19 protein-coding genes, 1 pseudogene and 1 riboswitch are annotated in these 18,077 nt (G+C 37.0%); of the genes and pseudogenes, 9 read left to right on the forward strand and 11 right to left on the reverse strand.

Going from position 1 to position 18,077, the window contains the following annotated elements:
- Positions 1-40 precede the first annotated feature (40 nt).
- Positions 41-1,378 carry an aminotransferase-like domain-containing protein gene (locus AC3CH7_RS20080; RefSeq protein ID WP_012295943.1) on the forward strand — a complete coding sequence of 446 codons (1,338 nt, stop codon included), beginning with the start codon at positions 41-43 and terminating at the stop codon, positions 1,376-1,378.
- A 74-nt stretch (positions 1,379-1,452) separates the two neighbouring features.
- Entirely contained in the window at positions 1,453-1,695 is a 243-nt protein-coding gene (locus tag AC3CH7_RS20085) for a hypothetical protein (RefSeq protein ID WP_031416620.1), read from the forward strand.
- Positions 1,696-1,744: 49 nt separating this feature from the next.
- On the opposite strand, the gene AC3CH7_RS20090 is transcribed toward AC3CH7_RS20085, so the two are convergent.
- From AC3CH7_RS20090 to AC3CH7_RS20125, 8 genes are all read right to left on the reverse strand, one after another.
- Positions 1,745-1,903, reverse strand: a complete 159-nt coding sequence (locus AC3CH7_RS20090) for a DUF1540 domain-containing protein (protein WP_004231699.1) — start codon at positions 1,901-1,903, stop codon at positions 1,745-1,747.
- 103 nt (positions 1,904-2,006) lie between these two features.
- Entirely contained in the window at positions 2,007-2,891 is an 885-nt protein-coding gene (locus tag AC3CH7_RS20095) for a helix-turn-helix domain-containing protein (RefSeq protein WP_012295945.1), read from the reverse strand.
- 68 nt (positions 2,892-2,959) lie between these two features.
- Positions 2,960-4,219, reverse strand: coding sequence for an erythromycin esterase family protein (locus tag AC3CH7_RS20100; protein ID WP_031416623.1), 1,260 nt, complete (start codon positions 4,217-4,219; stop codon positions 2,960-2,962).
- Between the two features lie 19 nt (positions 4,220-4,238).
- Positions 4,239-4,976, reverse strand: a complete 738-nt coding sequence (locus tag AC3CH7_RS20105) for an ABC transporter permease (protein ID WP_031416624.1) — start codon at positions 4,974-4,976, stop codon at positions 4,239-4,241.
- Entirely contained in the window at positions 4,976-5,686 is a 711-nt protein-coding gene (locus tag AC3CH7_RS20110; RefSeq protein WP_031416625.1) for an ABC transporter permease, read from the reverse strand. Before AC3CH7_RS20110 ends, AC3CH7_RS20105 begins: the two co-directional genes overlap by 1 nt.
- The gene (locus AC3CH7_RS20115) at positions 5,683-6,594 is read right to left on the reverse strand and encodes an ABC transporter ATP-binding protein (protein ID WP_031416626.1); all 912 of its coding nucleotides are present in this window, start codon (positions 6,592-6,594) and stop codon (positions 5,683-5,685) included. The genes AC3CH7_RS20110 and AC3CH7_RS20115 overlap by 4 nt, the downstream gene beginning before the upstream one ends.
- A gap of 100 nt (positions 6,595-6,694) precedes the next feature.
- Positions 6,695-8,077 (reverse strand): sensor histidine kinase, encoded by a 1,383-nt coding sequence (locus AC3CH7_RS20120; protein ID WP_447402604.1) that lies wholly within the window; start codon positions 8,075-8,077, stop codon positions 6,695-6,697.
- Positions 8,074-8,742 (reverse strand): response regulator transcription factor, encoded by a 669-nt coding sequence (locus AC3CH7_RS20125; RefSeq protein ID WP_036164918.1) that lies wholly within the window; start codon positions 8,740-8,742, stop codon positions 8,074-8,076. The genes AC3CH7_RS20120 and AC3CH7_RS20125 overlap by 4 nt, the downstream gene beginning before the upstream one ends.
- Positions 8,743-9,162: 420 nt before the next feature.
- On the opposite strand from AC3CH7_RS20125, the pseudogene AC3CH7_RS20130 reads away from it, so the two are divergent.
- A pseudogene (locus tag AC3CH7_RS20130) lies at positions 9,163-9,407 on the forward strand (transposase); the annotation flags it as partial.
- Positions 9,408-9,690: 283 nt separating this feature from the next.
- Here AC3CH7_RS20130 and AC3CH7_RS20135 read toward each other — a convergent pair.
- The gene (locus AC3CH7_RS20135; RefSeq protein ID WP_012295953.1) at positions 9,691-10,131 is read right to left on the reverse strand and encodes a VOC family protein; all 441 of its coding nucleotides are present in this window, start codon (positions 10,129-10,131) and stop codon (positions 9,691-9,693) included.
- A gap of 349 nt (positions 10,132-10,480) precedes the next feature.
- On the opposite strand from AC3CH7_RS20135, the gene AC3CH7_RS20140 reads away from it, so the two are divergent.
- Positions 10,481-11,326: an aldo/keto reductase gene (locus AC3CH7_RS20140; protein ID WP_036164948.1), complete on the forward strand. Its 846-nt coding sequence runs from the start codon at positions 10,481-10,483 to the stop codon at positions 11,324-11,326.
- A 53-nt stretch (positions 11,327-11,379) separates the two neighbouring features.
- Here the strand turns inward: AC3CH7_RS20140 and AC3CH7_RS20145 are convergent, their stop codons facing one another.
- Positions 11,380-11,763 carry a winged helix-turn-helix transcriptional regulator gene (locus tag AC3CH7_RS20145; RefSeq protein ID WP_012295955.1) on the reverse strand — a complete coding sequence of 128 codons (384 nt, stop codon included), beginning with the start codon at positions 11,761-11,763 and terminating at the stop codon, positions 11,380-11,382.
- 110 nt (positions 11,764-11,873) lie between these two features.
- Between AC3CH7_RS20145 and AC3CH7_RS20150 the strand changes: the two genes are divergently transcribed.
- From AC3CH7_RS20150 to AC3CH7_RS20170, 5 genes are all read left to right on the forward strand, one after another.
- Positions 11,874-13,058: an MFS transporter gene (locus tag AC3CH7_RS20150; RefSeq protein WP_447402605.1), complete on the forward strand. Its 1,185-nt coding sequence runs from the start codon at positions 11,874-11,876 to the stop codon at positions 13,056-13,058.
- Between the two features lie 162 nt (positions 13,059-13,220).
- Positions 13,221-14,171 carry an ABC transporter substrate-binding protein gene (locus AC3CH7_RS20155; protein WP_447402606.1) on the forward strand — a complete coding sequence of 317 codons (951 nt, stop codon included), beginning with the start codon at positions 13,221-13,223 and terminating at the stop codon, positions 14,169-14,171.
- 78 nt (positions 14,172-14,249) lie between these two features.
- Positions 14,250-15,821, forward strand: coding sequence for an AraC family transcriptional regulator (locus tag AC3CH7_RS20160; RefSeq protein WP_447402607.1), 1,572 nt, complete (start codon positions 14,250-14,252; stop codon positions 15,819-15,821).
- A gap of 162 nt (positions 15,822-15,983) precedes the next feature.
- On the forward strand, positions 15,984-16,385 hold the full coding sequence (locus AC3CH7_RS20165) for a YuzC family spore coat inner layer protein (RefSeq protein WP_031416640.1): 402 nt from the start codon (positions 15,984-15,986) through the stop codon (positions 16,383-16,385).
- A gap of 100 nt (positions 16,386-16,485) precedes the next feature.
- Positions 16,486-16,592: riboswitch (SAM riboswitch) on the forward strand.
- A gap of 88 nt (positions 16,593-16,680) precedes the next feature.
- Positions 16,681-17,418, forward strand: coding sequence for a cyclase family protein (locus AC3CH7_RS20170; protein WP_031416641.1), 738 nt, complete (start codon positions 16,681-16,683; stop codon positions 17,416-17,418).
- A 29-nt stretch (positions 17,419-17,447) separates the two neighbouring features.
- Here the strand turns inward: AC3CH7_RS20170 and AC3CH7_RS20175 are convergent, their stop codons facing one another.
- The gene (locus AC3CH7_RS20175) at positions 17,448-18,044 is read right to left on the reverse strand and encodes a DedA family protein (protein ID WP_031416642.1); all 597 of its coding nucleotides are present in this window, start codon (positions 18,042-18,044) and stop codon (positions 17,448-17,450) included.
- Positions 18,045-18,077: the final 33 nt, after the last annotated feature.

Below are 18,077 nucleotides of genomic sequence, written 5' to 3' on the forward strand. Positions count from 1 at the left end.
AAACGCATCTGTACCGATACAGGTGTGCTGGAGGTTATATATGCTTAAATATGAATGGATTTATTCACAGCTTTTGACTCAAATACAAACAGGTACTCTTCAATCAGGGGCAAAGCTCCCTTCAATACGCCAGTTATCACTACAATATTCCTGCAGTAAAAGTACTATTTTAACTTCTTTAAAAAAACTTGAGGATCAGCATCTTATCTATGCATTACCGAAAAGCGGCCACTATGTTGTTGACCATCAATTACCCCTTCAGCCACAGGTTCAAGACCATATAGATTTTGCTACCTCCTCACCTAGCTGGCATGCTTTTCCGTACCAAGACTTTCAACATTGCCTCAACAAGGCAATCGATACATACCAAGCAGACCTATTTAGATATGGGACATCACAAGGCTTACCCTCCTTAATAAAAGAGGCAAAAAAACTATTAACAAACTATCAAGTGTTCACTAAAGAAGAAAACATTTTTATCACTTCGGGCGTACAACAATCCCTGTCTTTGCTGAGTATTATGCCATTTCCAAATGGTCGCTCAACAATTTTAGTGGAGCAACCTAGTTATCATTTGTATATGGATTATTTGAAAACCTATGGAATTCCTGCCATCGGCATAAAAAGAACAACAGATGGCATTAATTTATATGAGTTAGAGCGCATTTTTAATAGTTATGACATTAAGTTTTTTTACACTATGCCTCGCTTGCACAACCCTCTAGGGACTTCTTATAGCAAACAGGAGAAAGATATGATTCGTCAACTTGCTTATCAATATCATGTATACATTGTTGAGGATGATTATTTAGCGGATTTCGAGCAAAATTCGAAAATAGATCCTATTTATACAGATGATACACAGCAACATGTCATTTATTTAAAAAGTTTCTCTAAAATCATGTTTCCGGGTTTACGTATAGGGCTAGCCGTTTTACCAGAGGTCTTCATTCAAACATTTAGGCAATTTAAAAATACAACTGATATTGATAGCTCAATGATCTCCCAGGCAGCCTTAGAGCTTTACTTAAAAAGTGGTATGTTTGAACGTTATCAAAAGAAGGTCAGCGAGTCTTATGCCATACGTGCTAACAGACTTCAACAATCTATAACAGCCCATTTAGCAAAATTTAAAGCTTCTAAGGAAATCTGTATGCATAGCCATATTATTCTACCAAGACAGGTCAATATCGATAAGCTTATCCAGCACTTGAAACAAAGCAATATACTTTTAGATTCGATTAACCGTAATTATTTAGAGGGATTTTTTCATGAGCGAATGTTGAAATTAAATGTTTCCAATGTGGAAGAGTCAAAAATTGATGTTGGTATAAAGGAAATTTCATTGTCCCTTAATGATCCTAACAATTACTTTTAAAAAAAGTCATTCATGAAACCTACTTATTTTTCATATATTTAGACATCATAAATTGGTTCAATAAGGAGGATTCAATGCACTCTGAGAAATTGCGACTAAGGAAAATTCAGCGTCTTGCATATGAAATTATGGATGAGATGCACCAAGAAAAAGACCACACGGAAATGCATAAATTAATCTCGATCATTGATAACTTGTCGCGGGCAATTGGTGATTTAACAGATTCGGTGGGTAAGTACTCCTTGGATTACGTAGAGGAAAAAGTAAACAATGCACATGAACTTTTATTTAATAAAGAAAAGGTCGATGCTTATTAATAAAGACAGGGAAAAAGGGTAACCATATAAGTGGCTACCCTTTTTTGCATTAATGCGTTTCAGGTTCAAAAGTTTTACAGTCAGTTTCCTCACTGTTGGAAGCATGTTGTCCCTTCTGGCTGACAACATAAATTTTTTCTGCTGTGCATTTGTTTCCAGAATCCCAAAATGTGCAGTTATTGACTTCACAAAGAATTTCTTGTGCCATCGTTTCACACCTCCTCTTTGTTAGCTTTAACAAATTAGAGATAAACAATACGTTGTTCAACAAAGTCCATTCTCGGTTCACACGTGAGTGTAGCGTATCCAATTCACTCCATGCTAAAGTCTAAATTAGCTGGTTGTTTCGGTAAACGTTCCTGCGAAAGCATATTGGTTGTGGGTACCCAATTGTTGACTTCTTCAAAGCGGAAACCATCTGCCCACACTTTTCCTGAGCCGATTAACAACACACCAAAATAAATGGAATCACCTTCCTCGGGTACATCTAGAACAATAGAATAATGATTCCATTCAGTAGTTCCTGTCACAGAGCGCTGATCCATATTATCAAATTGAATCGTATCACCCGTACCATTATCTATACGCATCCACGCCCCACATTTTGTAGCTTCAGCCGTTTTTAAGTAACATGACATTTTCAGCCTCTTGCCTTTATAGTCAGCTGCCTGAAATCCTTGCATCATCGTAGCAAATTGCCCATTATTTGCTGATGCATTGGTGGAAAATAATACACCACTGCGCTTTCCTGAATGAAATACCTTATCATCCGTATGAAATTGATATAATTCTGGATTTGCGCCGCTCAGCATCCATCCCTTAACCTGTTCATTTAATTCCATCAACTTTTCCTCCTCCATCATAGCTAATGATTGCATCAATTTTCGGTACTTTCCTGGTGGTAAAGCATACACTTCTTTAAAAGCTCTTGTAAAAGCCTCTTGAGATTGAAACTGAAATTTAAAGGCAATCGTTATGATTGATGCATTGGAGTATATTAAACAACTGGCAGCCACAGCTAATCGCCGCATCCGAATATATTCACCAATCGTAAGCCCTGTTTCTTGTTTAAAGATTCGACTTAGATGGAACTTCGAATAGCCCGTAATACTCGGCATAAACTCAAGTTCTATTTCTTCCATCAATTGCTCCTCGATATAAGTAATAATCCTTTGTGTTGCCTGACTATACTCCATATTTCTCACCTCACTTTTATCATAATGGAGAAGAACAAAGATTTTTTGATGGAGATTGCTATATTTAACTAATCGGTTACTTTGGTTGGTGTCGCTTCCTGCACAATTATTAGACCATCATATGCGTCTGCTGGTGTCATTTTAATGGTATAGAGCATTTTTGTAAGCTTATACCAAGGACGAAAATCATCGCCTATATTGCCCATTCTTTGCTCCTTTGTAAGGATATTTGATAGCTCTTCTGATTGACTAGCATTTTCAAAATCCACATAAAAGATGTTGTCATGGATATCACTAAAGGCATCCACTAGAGCGTTATGATGTTCTATCGTATACTCCTTACGTTCACCAGACCCATTCGGTGCTTGGAATGTATTTGTCACAAAATCCGTACCAATGGCAAAGTACTGATCTTTATAGTACTCATTTAAATATTGTCCCATCGACTTATAACCTGCCATTGTAGCAGACGTTTTATCTATATGGCCATTATGACCAGACATCAATACTTTATCATGGCCCTTCGTCGTCTCGAAATCAACAATCCATTGTAAATTTTGAGCTAAGTATTCATCACGTAAATTCATGTAATTACCATCGTTTAAAAACAATTGCGTACGTTGCTTTAAAATTTGTGCATATTGCGCCGCAAAAGAGAAGGCATCCTTTGATGACTTTTTCTCATAGGCTTCCTTGTTTGATTGTAAATCTTTGATGATGGCATCAATTGTTTTATCTAGCTCTACTAACTGGCTATTCGATAAATCTCTCATTGTTTTGTTGGACACATGTTCAAGCTGAGCCGTATATTGCTTAGCTGTTTCAGCATCGACATCCCCATAATAATCAAGTAAGCCCTTTTTGCTATCATCATAGCGCTGCATATCATTACCATAAAAATAAATTTTATCTTCTTCCTTGACTGTTAGGTTATAGTCATGCATCCATTGCACAAAGTCCACCATTTGTTCAGTTTGATAAATGCCGTAATCCAGTGCTTTAATAGCATCTTGCGCCGTGCCAACACTATTGACAATAAATTGATTTATTTGTTGGGCTCCTCCAAAATCCCCCTCTAAAACAAAGACACGAACATTTTCATTCTTCATCATTGCTTCAAATAGATCCTTTTTTAAGGCTTGGAATTCCACATTTCCGTGTGTTGCCTCTCCAAAGCCAATAACTTTTACATCATCAGGTATAGTAATATCTTTTATTTCACTACTATATTGAGAGGCATCTTTGACAGCCGCCCCCTGTCCACAGCCAGCTAAAACTGCTAGTAGTATACATGTAGTTAATATTCTCAAACTTCGTTTCATTTTCATGTCAATTCTCCCCTTTAGGTTAAATGGCTTTTCGTTGGAAGTAGAAATACCCACCAAGAAAAAATAGGATGAAGCCACCACCGACAACTGTTAACAATTGCTCCCATGGCACAAAAAATACATCGTCTGTACTTCCACCAATATACATCATCGAAAAGGGCTGTGCCCATGGATAGTAAGGTCCAATACGTTCAGAATTAATAGCAAAAATAGAGGGTAAGGTAAATACCACATTGACTGCAAAAGGAGCAGCAAAACTTTTAAACATTATCGACATCCATAATTGAAGGGCTACTAAAGGCAATGTCGCTACCCATCCTCCCACAATGCTTTTCCATACAATCTCCATTGGAAAAGGATCCGTATACCCCTTTATCATCCCTACAGCAAAAACTGAACATAGATACAGTAGCTGCATCGCCATAACAAGCAGTACGATTAACACATATTTAGCTACAAATACTTTCCCCCTCGTTACAGGCAATGCTAATAGCTGCTTCCAGCCACCAGAATGATGTTCGTACCTACAAATGAGGCTAGCCAAAACCCCCGTAATAAGTGGTAAGAATAATAAAGCATATGTTAAATTCATGGAGAACAACGCAATATACCATTCATTGATTGATACCCCTGACATATTATCCTCTAAATTGGCTGATAATCCGATAAATAGCCCAATAATGGGTCCTGCTAAGATAATTGGTACCATTTTTGATTTTCGTAATTTAAACCATTCAGCTCGCAGTATAGCCGTCATTATTTCACGTCCCTTCTTGCAAAATCAATCATGCCAGCAATATAGAGTAAGATACCAATCCCCACTCCTAACATGACATTGATGATCGGCTCATCCCATTGATTCATCAATGATGGCCACTTCCATATCATCCAATCCGGTAAAACATAGGAAGAATAGGAAAAAATCACTCCGAAAATTCCTACAGTAATCGAGATACCTTGGTTATGACAAACACTAGCAATCCACAGCTGAAGAGCTAGTATTGGTAATGCTGCAAGAGCTGGGAAGTAACTATACTTGGCGAGCTCTAAGTAAGGGACCGTTTCACCTAAGCTTAAAATTAGTCCGTAACTCAGTGTAAAAATCATTAATAGTGTTGAAGACAAAAATAACAGAATCGTTAATACTGTAAATTTAGATAAATACACGGATAGCTTTGAAACAGGTAAAGCGATGAGCTGTTTCCACGCATTTGTCTCGTTTTCTATACTCGCCATGAATGACGTTAGGATAGCAATACCTAATACAACTGCCAACGGTGTAAAGGAATGAATGTTCAGTAAAAAATAACCCCAATCATTCTCGCTCTGCTGTAAAAGATAGTCTTTCCTCACACCGTAATTGACCATTTGCAGAGCAACTACGCCAACGGGACCTAAAAGCGTTAAAAACCATATACCTTTCCGTTTGATCTTTAAAAATTCAGCAATTAATAGTTTACTCATCATAACTTTAGCTCTCCCGCCGTCATTTGCAGGAATATATCCTCCAATGAGCGTTTTTCTTCCTCTACTCGAAATACTGAAATCCCTTCCTGAACCAGGACCTGAACAATATGTGCTACTTTCTCGTCAGAACATTCCTCTAAGAAAATGACGTCATCCTGATAGTTTGCCTTAATGCCATTTGCTAAAAGGGAACGCCATCCTTTTTCACCATTGCTCACTTTAAAAGTAACCTTTGGTTGTGCAAATTTACGCATTCCCTCAATGGAATCTTGAAAAATCAATGTCCCCTTAGAAACAATACCTACCTGTGTAGCCATTTGATCGATTTCTGATAATAAATGACTGGAAATAATAATGGTCATCCCGTATTCCTTTGGTAGTCTTTTAATTAAATTGCGAATTTCAATAATACCTGAAGGGTCGAGACCATTCGTTGGTTCGTCTAAAATGAGTAGCTCCGGGTTGTGCAGTAAAGCAGCAGCAATACCAAGGCGTTGTTTCATTCCTAGTGAAAAGCCCTTTACTTTCTTATTTGCAGCTTCCTTCAAACGAACAGTTTGCAGAACTTCATCGATTCTGGTTTTTGGAACACCTAGTATTTTTCGTAGTGCCTCCAAGTTCTCATAGGCCGTCAAATGTGGGTAGTAAGATGGATTTTCAACTAATGAACCTACATTCGCTAATATTTGAATACGATCCTTCACTATGTCCTTTTGAAAAATTTTTATTGTTCCTGAGGATGGCTTCATTAGACCAAGAAGCATACGAATCGTTGTTGTTTTCCCCGCTCCATTAGGCCCTAAAAACCCATAAATTTCACCTTTGCGTATTTGCAAATTTATATTTGATACAGCTTGTTCTTTTCCAAAGTTTTTTGATAAGTTTTGTGTTTGTACGATATATTCCAATCTCCTCACCTCTTTAACTATCATAAGAATAGAAGTTTAAAAACAGGTAAGGGCTAAGTTTAAATTTTGTTTAAAAAAGACTAAAAAAATCTGCGAGCCTTTACAGACCAAGCTTCGCAGATGGATTTACATGTTTTATTATAATTTTTGTACCCGATGGATCCGAACAAATATCCCAATCTAAATGCATGCCCTTTACCATAACATCTACAATTGATAAACCTATTCCTGCACCCTTTGCATTTGATTCATTTTTCATACCATTTCCATGATCCTCAATAATAAATGCCGTATAACTCGCTGTCGACTCTGTTTTCACACCTATGTATTTCCCGCTATTGGCGTGTCGTAGTACATTTTGGAAGAGGTTATCCAGTATACGGCCTAACCAAATGGGGTCTATATACCATTCATGATGCTCAAATGCTTGTAGCTCAATATCAATGGCAAAGCCTTCTCGTTCAAAAACGGGATACCAGGTCGTCAGGTGCTCTCGTACAAAACGAATAACATTGATTTCTTTCGGTTCAAATTTATATTTACTTGACATGAGCAATGTGTAGGACATTAAATTTTCGATTAAAGCATCAATATTCACTATAGATGTTTCCATCGCTCGTAATGCATGCGTACCTTCCTCTGACAATGCTTCTTTACTAATTGAGTAGGATTGAGCTCTTACCTTTGTTAAAGGTGTTCGCAAATCATGTGAGAGATTCGCAATCAGCTCCCGTCTTAGTTGCTCTTCTTTTTGCTGACGCTGTTTGCTTTCTCTCAGCTCACAAACCATCCTATTAAAACTATGCTCCAGTTGCCCAATTTCGTCTTTCTTTTTCACATGGATTTCAATAGGTAAACCATCTACATCCCGTATTTCCATGGCATCTTGAAGATGTAAAAGTCTCTTTCGGATTCCTTTGAAAAATAACCAAGATACGACTATGAAAAATAGAATAATGGCTATAACGCCAAGAAATAAGAAGTTACCATAGTTTTCATAAATATTGATAAGTGGCGGATTAAATACGTTCCTTGGAACTTCTAAAACAATAAAGCCATTGGATACATCATCGCCCAAGAAGGAAATAACTGTAAATGGGTCTTCCCCATACCGCTGTTTTATGAATTTAGTAGTAAATGCGGGTGTCCACTTTGCTGGAAGCTCCTCCTGAACATTTACTGTAGTCAATAATGTCCCATCCTCACTTACCCAGAACATAGAAGCCGAAGGTAATTGCTCTTGCCACTTTTGAAAAAGCTGGGTAATGGCATCATTTGATACATTGCTTATATTTTTAGATTGTGCATGCCATTGTTTCTCGATTTCACTTTCCAAAAGTACCTCACTAGAAAACTCGCCCACCCCAGTCTTTGTAATTCCTAATACAAACATGGCTGTTACCATATAAGAAATTTGAACAATTGATAAGGCTAATATGATGATCAACATATATTTAGCTTGTAATGATTGGAAGAATTTCATAGTTTCACCCTATAACCAATCCCTCGAATCGTTTCAATAATCGTTGGCTTTGCGGGATTTATTTCTATCTTTTCTCTTAAATATCGAATATGTACCATCAATGTTTTATCACCTTCGATATAGCTCTCACCCCAAACCCCCTCATAAAGTTGCTCTTTCGTTAAAATTTGATTGAGATGGCGAATGAAATACTGTAAAAGATAAAACTGTTTACCCGTCAAGAGAATTTCTTCTTCAGTCAATGTATTCATTATCCTCATATCTTTTGTATACATTTTAAGATGCTGTAGTTCCAACACATCATCATTTTTTTGATATCTTCTTAGTAATACTTCTAGCCTTGCTACTAATTCATCTGGATGGAAAGGCTTTGTTAAGTAATCATCTGCGAAGTTCAAACCTTCTATTTTATCTTCGACTGCCGTTCTAGCAGATAGCATTAAAATCGGCAGTTCTTTATTTTCCCTTTTAATTCTTTTACCGATAGAAAAGCCGTCTAAACCAGGTAACATCACATCCAGTATGGCAATATCCTTTGAGGAAATATGTTGCTCCATACCGTCCCCAGACTCTAACCATGTTACTTCATAGCCCCTCTCAGTTAACTCTTTACTAACCCAATATCCTATTTCCTTTTCATCCTCTATGTATAATATACGAATCATTGTTTCACCCTCCTTATATCTATTCGAAAGCTATCCCAAAATACCATATTTTGCATTATACATTTATCTTAAATTGAAGTACAAGATAAATTCCATACTTGGTTATTATATGGTAATCCCCTACTTATTTTCTTCCTATTTTTTAACGTGAAAGTGAAAAAAACGCAACTTTTTACTAATTTAAAAAAGTTGCATCAGACTGTAGACAAACTCAATGAAATAAAGTAAAGCCGTTGATTTCCACTACGGGCGGACGCTTTCCGCGGGCGGGGTCGAACTGCTTCCCTCGCTTCACTCAGTCCAGGATCTCGACTTTCCCGCTTCTCCCGCTTTTCCCGCTGGAGTCACCGCCCTTCTTTCACATCAACTTCTACATAAAGTACCCCATCTACATAGGTAAATTTTTGGGGTGATAATACATCGAAACCTTTGAATGGTGCGAAGTGTCAAGCCTTTCCCAATGTACAGAAAGTAAGAATCACAAAAAATTCATTCAACGCCATATTGGGGAACTGTATGCGGAGGAAGCTGAACATTTACGCCATTCCTATGACATCAAACAAATTTATGCAAGCGTAAAGAAACGATTGAGCGTGTCTTTGCCGATGCAAAGGAAAAGCAGGGTATGCGATGGACAGCCTAGAGGTCTGAAAAAATTGTCCATGTAGGCGATGCTTACTCTTGCTGCCATGAATTTAAAGAAACTAGCTACTTGGACGTGGCTGGCGGTTTAAAAGAGTTCTTATACTTGAAGAGTCTGTTTTATGGGATATAAAATTACCATTTTTAAACATAATGAAAGAAAAAAAGTGACAAAAGGAATCGAGTGTGAACTTCTCAATTCCTTTTGTCGACAGTCTGACGCAACTTTTTATTAATTAAAAAAGTTGCGTTTTATGTTATAAAATAAAAAATAGACGCTCTTCTTATCTAAATTATCTATATCAATTATTGAATAATCAGCATATCGTTCTCATCGAACTGCCACATATCGCCGTAAGCAATTTCCCAATAGAAGCCATTCGGATCTTGGAAGTAGCCACTATAACCACCCCAAAATACAGTTTCAGGCTCTTTAATAATTTTTGCACCAGCCTTTTTAGCTAATGCAAAAATACTGTCCACCTCTTCTTTTGATTTACCATTATAAGCAAGAGTGATTCCGCCAAAGCCATGGTCAATTTCAGGTGGGTTAGCTTCATTAATATCTTTTGCCAATCTTTCAATTGGAAATAGTGATATTTTTGTCCCACCATTATTAAAGAATATAACATCAGGATTTGTTTCCTCTCCGTAAACTACAACCTCAAAACCTAGACCTTCTCGGTAAAAAGCGAGAGACTTCACCATATCTTTAACACCTAATGTAATTAAATTTAAACGATTCATCTTCAAAACCCCTTTTACAGTATTACTACATATATTCTCCATCGAACAAACATTTCCTTTTACTACTTAAATAAAGCCAAGATTTCCGTCTGTTCATTTTGTAGACAATTATCTTGCCACAACGACTAGTAGATATAGCCAATAAAGGTGCTTACTATTTTATTGGACAACTTCATTTATCTGATATTGAATAAGAGGCTGATGAATATTTTTATCCCTCTAGCCATTGTTAGCTCACAAAAGTTACCTCTACGTTTCTATGACACAAAAAAGTGCGTACTTTTTTTGAAGGTATGTTAGCAGCATAATGAAAAAGCAATAAGCAATCCAAACAATTGGAGGAATCGCAATGATTAATCATTTACAAGATACAATTACATTAAATAACGGTCTTCAAATGCCTGGTATGGGATTAGGTGTTTTTCAAGTAGCAAATGATGCTACTGCTGAAATGGTTAAAAACGCTATAGAAGTTGGCTATCGCAGCCTCGATACTGCCGCTATTTATGGCAATGAAGTAGGTGTCGGGGATGGCATTAAACAGGCGCTAGCATCGACTGGCTTAAATCGTGAAGATCTGTTTATAACATCAAAAGTGTGGAATGATGGATTAAGCTCTGATGAAACGAAGGCTGCCTATGAAGAGAGCCTACAAAAGTTAGGGTTAGATTATTTAGATCTTTACCTGATTCATTGGCCAGGTAAAGATAAGTTTGCTGAATCTTGGAAAGCTCTTGAAGACCTATATAAACAAGGTAAGATCAAAGCCATTGGCGTATGTAATTTCACTGTGGCACACTTGGAAAACTTATTATCATTTGCTCGTATTAAACCTGTTGTGAATCAGGTGGAATTCCACCCACGCTTACAGCAAGCGGAGCTTCGTTCATTCTGTAAAGAGCACCAAATTCAACTTGAAGCATGGGCACCTTTAATGCAAGGTGGGCTTCTTGAAGATGAAACAATTTCTAAAATAGCAGCAAAATACGGAAAATCAAACTCTCAAGTTATTTTGCGTTGGGATGTACAAAATGGCGTGATTACTATTCCTAAATCTGTGCGTAGAGAACGCATGATACAAAACGCCGATATCTTTGACTTTACTTTAACAGAAGCAGAGATGGCTATCATCAATGCGATGAACCTTGAACAACGTGTTGGACCTAATCCTGATGAATATGACTTTGCTCTATAAGCATTAAAAAGGAAAAGAGACTGCCGCGTGTTTGACAGTCTCTTTTTCCCTCATTACGATGTTTGCTGCATAGCTATATCTTCGTCACGTTGTTTTAATAGTACATCTTCGCCTTTATCCTGTAATACTTCAACATGCTTCTCGCCCCAAGTACAAAGCATGTTTAAAATAGGCTCCATTCCTTGTCCATAAGGCGTTAAGGAATATTCAACTTTCGGCGGAACTTGATTGAAGACCTTTCGAAGGATCAATCCAGCTTGCTCTAACTCTCTTAATTGACTAGTGAGCATTTTTTGCGAGATTCCTGGAATTAATCGTCGAAACTCATTTGTGCGAATTTTACCATGGTGGTTTAAATGACAAAGAATGACTGGTTTCCATTTACCACCAATGACTTCAAGTGTAGCTTCTACACCAATATTATAAATTTTTTGCATTGTAAACCCCCCGTAATATTCAAAAGTAACCAAAAGTACTCTACATATCTTTTAGGTATGTATGAATATTACTATACATGATAAAAAAAATCAAAGGAGATATTAGTAGTATGTCACATTCAAAAAAGCCAAGTGCTAAATTAACTTTGCTAGCACTGGCAATCAGTGCTTTTGGAATAGGGTCCACTGAATTTATCAGTGTTGGGCTTTTACCGTTAATGACAGATGACTTCGGTATATCTTTAAGCACAGCCGGCTTAACTGTTTCAATATACGCATTAGGCGTTACTGTTGGAGCTCCATTATTAACAGCCCTAACATCTCGCCTTAGTCGAAAAACTGTTTTATTGCTAGTCATGACAATCTTTATAATTGGGAACTTAACTGCAGCTATGGCACCAAATTTCTCGATTTTATTAATAGGGCGTATTATTTCAGCATTAGCACACGGTGTGTTTATGTCCATCGCTTCTGTCATAGCGGCAGATGTAGTTGAACCAAATAAACGCGCAAGTGCAATTGCCTTTATGTTTACTGGACTTACATTGGCTACTGTGACGGGTGTCCCATTAGGTACATTCATTGGACAAGTAACAGACTGGCGTATGTCATTCATATTTATTGTTACTATAGGGATAATTGGTTTAATAAGTAATGCTTTGTTAGTACCAAGCCAATTATCAAAAGGTAACCCAATCTCTCTTCGTGATATCGGTAAAGTATTAGGCAATATTCGAATGTTATTAATCCTTTTCATTACAGCAATTGGCTATGGTGGTGCCTTTGTGGTCTACACGTATGTTTCACCTATATTAGAGCAATATATGGGTTACTCACCACACGCGGTAGTTATTATATTAGTTGTCTATGGTATTTGCGTTGCTATTGGTAATACACTAGGAGGCCATTTTGCAAATCAAAATCCGCTTCGTTCCATCTTTATTATTTTTGTAGGACTTGCATTAGCTTTACTTGGTATTGGCTTTACTCTTGAATCGCCAATTATTGGGTTATTCATGGTCCTACTAATGGGCTTATTTATGTTCATGAATGTCCCAGGCTTGCAACTATATGCAGTTATACTGTCTGAAAAATATATACCATCAGCTATTTCAATGGCCTCTGCATTAAATATTTCTGCTTTCAATATTGGTATATTTTTAGGTTCCTATATTGGTGGTTTTATTATTCGTCATCAATCATTAGCACAAACGCCTGTATATGGATTCCTTATGGTTATGCTGGCAGCGGTCGTTACACTCCTATGGCTACTTTTTGATAAAAAGAATCAATAGGACTCTAAACTCTTCATTTTGTATAAAAAAGATGTAGAGAATATGTATTGTTTGTTTTTATATGGTATCCTATAATTTATTTGAATCAAACGAGAATGATTATCATTCTAAATTAAGATAAACATTTATCAGTTTTTAGTAAATTTATAGGAGTGAATAGCCATGCGTATCAGTCGATATTTTACATTTGTACTTATTCTTGTACTGCTGTTCGTTTTAAGTGCCTGTGGTTCAAATGAAACACAAACAAGTTCAGAGAGTGTGAATCCAACAAAAGAAGATACGCGAGTTGTAGAGGATGAGTTTGGAGAAGTAACAATTCCAACAAATCCACAGCGAGTAGCAGCCATCTATATGGAAGATTATTTAACTGCCTTAGATGTCAAGCCTATTGTGCAATGGTATCACCCTTCCTGGGGTAAACAAGATTATTTAGGCTTAGACGTACCTGAGTTTGACGTTACAGGTAGTCTAGAAACATTACTTCAAGCTAAGCCTGATTTAATCATTGTAGATGGTGCAGCAGATAAGGCAAAGTATGAAGAATATTCAAAGATTGCACCTACTTATCGCTTAAAAGAAGACATACTACAAGATCCACGTGAAATTGTGAAAACGATAGCTGATGTTTTAAATATCCCTGAGAAAGCGAATGAAATCGTTGATAAATATGAGGAACGTGTTACGAATTTAAAAGCTAAGTTAGAAGAATCCGTTGGTGACGAAACTGTTGCCGTTGTCCGCCTAAATGTGGCAGATAAAACGTTGGCATTATTCGGTATAAAGAATCGCTACACGGGCTACATTTATACGGAAGCTGGTTTAAATCCACATCCATTAGCTCGGGATATGACAGAGTTCCACGAGGTCTTGTCTGAAGAAGCTATTCCAGAATTAGATGCTGATCATATTATACTCTTCCCTTCAAATGGCACTTGGGAAACTGAAGAAAATCAAGAGGCGATTAAATGGTTAGATAGTACGCTTTGGAAAACAGTTCCTGCTGTAAAAAATGGACAAGTTTATATTGCTGATCGAACTTATTGGCAGTCTGGTGCCATTACTGCAAACCTACTAAAATATGATGATCTTGAGAAATGGTTCGTGAAATAATTTACAATAGAAAGCTCTTTAGGGGGCTTTCTTTGTGTTGTTTTCCAAATTTAAACTTTACTTAGGAGTGCGTGGACAATGGGTAATTTAATACAAATCTATCATTTACAAACTATTTCATATACTATTCTTTCAGCAGGTATGCAGTCATATAGCAATACATACTATTCTCTTTTCATCCTTATTAGTGGTAACGGAACACTTAAGACAAACCATGAAACTATCCACCTTATGAAAGGAAAATGTGTGATTATTCCACCTAATAGCCCTGTCGAAATTCACATTGCCGATGAGACACTCTGCTTTTACCAATTGACATTTAATACGATCTATCTTAGTGAAGCTCATTCTCCTACTAGTCTCTTTACAAGTGTTAGAGAACTACGTCTTCTTCCCTTCTCTCAATGCAATAGACTATTAGAAGCTATTTATCGGTGTCGTCAAACAAAAGATGAGCACACTGTTTTTGAGCAGCATGTTCGTTTCCAAGAATTGATATTATTTATTTTTGAGCAAAACCGAACGAAGCCTCTACAACAAAGTGATCGTCAATCTGTAGAGCAATCTATCCAATATTTGCACAACCACTTTGGAAAGGATTGGACTGTCGAACAGCTAGCAGAACTGGCAGGTGTACCAAAATGGAGTTACTCACGCATTTTTAAAGATATTACGGGACAAATACCTCTGTATTATTTAAATAGTATACGTATTGAAAAAGCCAAACAGTTATTAATGACAACGAATGATCGTTTATTTGAAATAAGTCAGTCTATTGGCTTTAATAATGAATACTATTTCAATCGTCGTTTTAAAGAGCATGTAGGTATTTCCCCAGGGCAATTCCGACGAAGTCAGAGCAATAATGTACGCGTATTCGCACCATTCTTAGAGGACTTCTTTGTAGCTTTAGGTATTACGCCCATTGCGCAATTCAGTCATTCCAAGTGGGGAAAACAAGACTATTTAGGTCTACAGGATGTGCCTGATATCGATGTACAGTATGGAAAAATGGAACACCTCTTTCACTATAAACCAACATTAATTATGTTAGATGCTGGTATAGAGCGTTGGGAAACCTGTCTTCATTTAAATAAGTTGGCCCCAATCTGTCACCTAAACAACCCTGGAGAGGACTGGCAATCGACTCTATTTAAAATTGCAGATTTAACAGGGAAAACCGCTATGATGCAAGATATTATTACGGAATATGAGGACAAGGTACAGAGGGCTCGAAAAATTCTAGGTAGATCCGTTTACGGACAAAGTGTGGCATTTCTTCGCATTTCAGCCATTGGCATTACACTGTATGCTGGCCCTGATTGCGGTTATACAGGGCCAATTCTATACCGTGACTTAGGCTTAACGCCTGATCCATTGGTGTGGAAAATACCGCTTAATCAGCGTAAAGCTCATCTGACTTCAAATCAGCTGCAACAACTAGACGCTGATCATTTGTTTATCACCTTCGACAAGCAACACTCCATTTATGAGAATGAAGAGCGTACTATTTTAACATCCTCTATGTGGAAAAACCTAAGGGCTGTTAAAAGAAACTGTGTCTATGAGGTGGATTTTTTAACGTGGATGAATTATGGAATCCTGTCACATAGCAAAAAAATAGATGATGTATTAAACGTTCTTGGCTAAAGAACAAAAGGGAAGCGCTCCATCGCTTCCTTTTTTAGTTTGTGTGGCATACCATTCAGCATAGTATATTAACACTTCAGTACAGGAATGGCGTTATTCAAACACCTAAAAAGATCATGATACATAAGATAAGATATCAGCTTCTGGCTAGGAGGAATTGATTTGTATTATAATCCTTATCCTTATTTTATTCACCCCTACCATTACCCGATACCATCGACAGACCATCAACTTGCAGCTAGAACCTTTTCACAACATTTAGCAATGCCGACTAGTAATAGTCCCTTTCCCCCTGTTGATACACAAAAATTAATATCTTCAGCTACGCGGATAAAGACGATTATGCAGCAGGCACAATTACTTACAGATAAAATTGATAGTTCTCAACAATTTGCACATGACTTAAAGAATGCTGCACAGCTTTCAAATAAAACAGAGGTCGAAAAATTAATTACATCCACAGGCATTACTACAAAATTTGAAACCAACTATACACCAGATAATTTTAGAATACAGCTTATGGATAGTGCCTGCTGTCGAGTAACGTTAATTTTGAATTGGTAAGTAAATTAATTTTAACCCTGTAATCCTATCAAAGTTGTAAACTATAAAAATATATGTTAAAGTATTTATACTATTATTTCTGAAAATTCTTATATCCTATTTCTTATCTAGAGAGACGGAGGGATCGGCCCGATGAAGTCTCAGCAACCAGCTCAAGCAGTATGGTGCTAATTCCTATTGGCAAAATTTAAGCCTGAAAGATGAGAAGACGCACTACCTATGTTTGATTCCGGGAGTCCTCTTCGATTGAGGACTCTTTTTTATTGACTACTACTTTTAGAAAGCAGGGAATTTAATGTCTAACGAACTTTTACAAGCATTGCACTTACTAAAATCAAAACAGTGGGTCGATTTGACACATACCTTCGGCCCAGACTCACCTCATTTTTTCATGTTTGAAGATGCTAAATTTGAAACATTATTCTCGCATGATGATGGATTTTTTGCACAGCAGTTTTCTTTTCCTGGACAATATGGAACACATATTGACCCACCCATTCACTTTGTAAGAGATACTCGATTTCTAGATGAATTAGCACTAAAGGAGCTTGTTCTTCCGCTTATCGTCATTGATAAATCACAGGAGGCTGCTAGTAATCATGACTTTACACTCAGTGTACAAGATATTCTAGAATTCGAGACACACTATGGACAGATTGAAGAAGGTACATTTGTGGCACTGCGAACAGATTGGAGTAAGCGTTGGCCAGATAAAGAGGCATTTAGTAATAAAGATGTCAATGGAGATAATCATCTTCCAGGTTGGGGCTTGGAGGCCTTACAATTTCTATTCAAGGAACGTAAAGTAAGTGCAATAGGTCATGAAACTTTTGATACTGATTCTGCCACTGATTTTCGTCAAAGTGGCCAATTGGTTGGTGAATATTTTGTCCTCAATCAAGACACTTATCAAATTGAGCTCATGACTAATTTAGACAAGCTACCTCCTAAAGGTGCTATTATTTTTAATATAGTACCCAAGCCTGAAAAAGCATCTGGATTCCCTGTACGTTCATTTGCCATATTGCCATAACAAAAAGTCGGTAGGAATCCTACTGACTTTTACTTTTGTACGTTTCTTTTTTTAAATAAATAATAAATAATTAACATGACTAGGACAAACAGCAAGATGACGTACATACTGTAATGAGATAAATAGTAACCGACGAATCGCCATTTCTCTCCTAGCACTTTTCCTAAGGTTATAAATGTAAAAGTCCATATAAATGCCCCTGTATAAGCAAAGAAAGCGAATTTCCTATATGGATAATTATTGATAGCGGCGATATAGGCTGTTAGATGGCGTACACCAGGAATAAAATAGCCAGCAATTAATAAAAAAGGCCCCACTTTCATAAACATTTTTTTAGTAAATTCAATTTTTTGCTCAGTTATATGAATCTTTGGCCCATATTTCTGCAAGAGCGGTAAGCCAAATCGACGGCCGATATAGTAGCTTAAAGTAATCCCCCCCATTGCGCCAATCAGAGCACTTACTAAAGCTGGGATATGTCCAAGGCTTTCTCGATAAACACTATAGCCTACATAAGTTAAAAATACTTCATCGGGAAGTGGCAACCCAACAATGCCTCCAATTAGGATCACGATGATGCCAAAATACCCGTAATGTTCAATTAGAGATTGCACATGCTGCGCCATTTTTCATCCCACCTAATACATTGTTCTATATAC

Source organism: Lysinibacillus sp. F12 (genome assembly GCF_057773605.1).